Origin of the sequence: Nonomuraea maheshkhaliensis (assembly GCF_039529435.1) — a bacterium.
Lineage (GTDB): Bacteria > Actinomycetota > Actinomycetes > Streptosporangiales > Streptosporangiaceae > Nonomuraea > Nonomuraea maheshkhaliensis.
Genome location: NZ_BAAAMU010000294.1, coordinates 1 through 1,816 on the forward strand (window position 1 = coordinate 1; position 1,816 = coordinate 1,816).

Consider the following 1,816-nt stretch of genomic DNA (forward strand, 5'->3'; position numbering starts at 1 on the left):
ATGTTCGAGAAGTACTTCATGTGGAAGTCCCGTCACGGCTACGTACGGCTCCCGTGACGGCGTGCCGAGGGCGAGAGGAGTGCGTCATGTCGACCGCCACCGATCCCCGAGATGCCGCCGGAGCGGACGGCCGGGATCTTACGCCGCGGCTGACCAGCGAGCAGGTGTGGCGGGAGCTGGGCAGAGCGTCGTTCGCGGTCGTCGGGCACGTCACTCCGGACGGGAGGCCGCGCTCCAGCGGAGTCCTGTACACGATCGCCGATCACCGGTTGTACGTGGTCGTGGCGGCTGACGGCTGGAAAGCCCGGCACATCGGGATCAGCGGGCAGGTCGCGGTGACGGTGCCGGTGCGGCGGGGCGGGCTCATGTCGCTCCTCGCGCCCATCCCGCCCGCCACCGTCAGCTTCCACGGGACGGCGGTCGTGCGCCCGGTGGGCGGCCTGGACGACGGCACCGCCGGCGGGAAGCTGGTGCGGATGGTGCCACGCGAGCGGCGGGCGTCGTGCCGAATCATCGAGATCGTGCCGGAAGGCTGGTTCGTCACGTACGGGATCGGCGTCCCGCTCATGCGGATGCGCGTCCCGGCGCTCGCGCGCGGCCGCGTGCCCGTGGCCTGACCCGCCCGGCGGCCCGCGATGGAACCGGGAAACAAGTGAGGGGAGAGCCCGATGCGCTGGAACGAGATGTCGAAGAGGCGGCAGGGGACGCTGATCGCCCTGGCGTCGGTGGAGGTCGTGCTCACGACGGTGGCCGCGGTGGATCTCCGCGTCCGGCCTGCCGGTGACGTGCGCGGGCGTAAGGGCCTGTGGTGGGTGGCGATCTTCGTCCAGCCGGTCGGGCCTGTCGCTTACCTGCTGTGGGGGCGGCAGCGGTCAAGATCCCGGACCTGCGGGACGGGGACGTGCGGGCGGTGACCAGCGGCCCGCGGCGGCTGTGGTGACACTGGACCACGGCTGCCACGCTGGGGGAGACCGCCGGGTTCGCGGCGCCGGCGGTCGCAGGCGTCTGGCGGCTGCCCCTGACCGTCGTCCCGGCGTGCGCGTCCGGCCGTACGGCAGCACGGAGCACCTCACCCTCGTGGTCGTCGGACGTGAGCGCGGCGTCACGAACTCCCTCCTCCGCCACGCGCCCGGCCCGATCGCGGTGGTCGGCACCTCCTGCGCCGAGCCGGCCGCGGGACCTTGGTCCTTGCCCAAGTCCTGAGAAACGGTGACGTTCGACCGGTGTCCGCGACCGCTCCAGCGGCTGCCATGGAGGTATGTCATCTCGCAGGAACGACTGGCGCAGACTCGCGGCGGCGACCTGGGGCCCGCCGCGTGACCCGGAGTTCCACGGTGAGCTCGACCCGGCCCGGAAAGAGGCCCGTCATGACCCCTGGACTATGGGTGGTGCTGCTGATCGCGGTTGTGGTCGCCTACACGCTGGGCACCTACCGCCAGGCCGCCAGGGACGCCCATGACCGATTCGTCGGCTATCGGCATCGGGTGGTCGGTGGCTTCACCACATGGATCAAGGACCTCGTCATGTACGGGATCATCCTGGCCGGAGTGGCGGTGGTGCTGTACCTCCTCATCCGGTGACCAAGCCCGGCGAAGGCGGTGTTCCTCGCACGACGAGATCGGGCGCGCGGTGTCTGCCGAGCCGCGTGCGCAGGCGGTCGCACCGCTGGTGTGTGGACGCGGCGGCGGGTTCGGCCTCGGCGCCGCACCCGCGGGCGCGTTCGTCATCAAGGACGGGGACGTGCGCCGGACCCGCGAACGTGCTCGCCCTGCCAGGCCCTCATCGAGGACCGAGGTTGTGTCTTTCGGCCCTGCCG

General features: G+C 71.6%; 4 protein-coding genes. All 4 read left to right on the forward strand.

Annotated features, from left to right (window positions below; genetic code table 11):
* The first annotated feature begins 86 nt into the window (after positions 1-86).
* Positions 87-617 carry a pyridoxamine 5'-phosphate oxidase family protein gene (locus ABFX54_RS56440; RefSeq protein WP_346115582.1) on the forward strand — a complete coding sequence of 177 codons (531 nt, stop codon included), beginning with the start codon at positions 87-89 and terminating at the stop codon, positions 615-617.
* Positions 618-668: 51 nt separating this feature from the next.
* Positions 669-914, forward strand: a complete 246-nt coding sequence (locus ABFX54_RS56445; protein WP_346115583.1) for a PLD nuclease N-terminal domain-containing protein — start codon at positions 669-671, stop codon at positions 912-914.
* Positions 915-1,035: 121 nt separating this feature from the next.
* Positions 1,036-1,203 (forward strand): hypothetical protein, encoded by a 168-nt coding sequence (locus ABFX54_RS56450; RefSeq protein ID WP_346115584.1) that lies wholly within the window; start codon positions 1,036-1,038, stop codon positions 1,201-1,203.
* Between the two features lie 164 nt (positions 1,204-1,367).
* Positions 1,368-1,580 carry a hypothetical protein gene (locus ABFX54_RS56455; RefSeq protein ID WP_346115585.1) on the forward strand — a complete coding sequence of 71 codons (213 nt, stop codon included), beginning with the start codon at positions 1,368-1,370 and terminating at the stop codon, positions 1,578-1,580.
* The last annotated feature ends 236 nt before the right edge of the window (positions 1,581-1,816 follow it).

Bases quoted from the DNA above. Each gene is read 5' to 3' on its own strand.
- ABFX54_RS56440 (WP_346115582.1), top strand. From the start codon at position 87: ATGTCGACCGCCACCGATCCCCGAGATGCCGCCGGAGCGGACGGCCGG.
- ABFX54_RS56445 (WP_346115583.1), top strand. From the start codon at position 669: ATGCGCTGGAACGAGATGTCGAAGAGGCGGCAGGGGACGCTGATCGCC.
- ABFX54_RS56455 (WP_346115585.1), top strand. From the start codon at position 1,368: ATGACCCCTGGACTATGGGTGGTGCTGCTGATCGCGGTTGTGGTCGCC.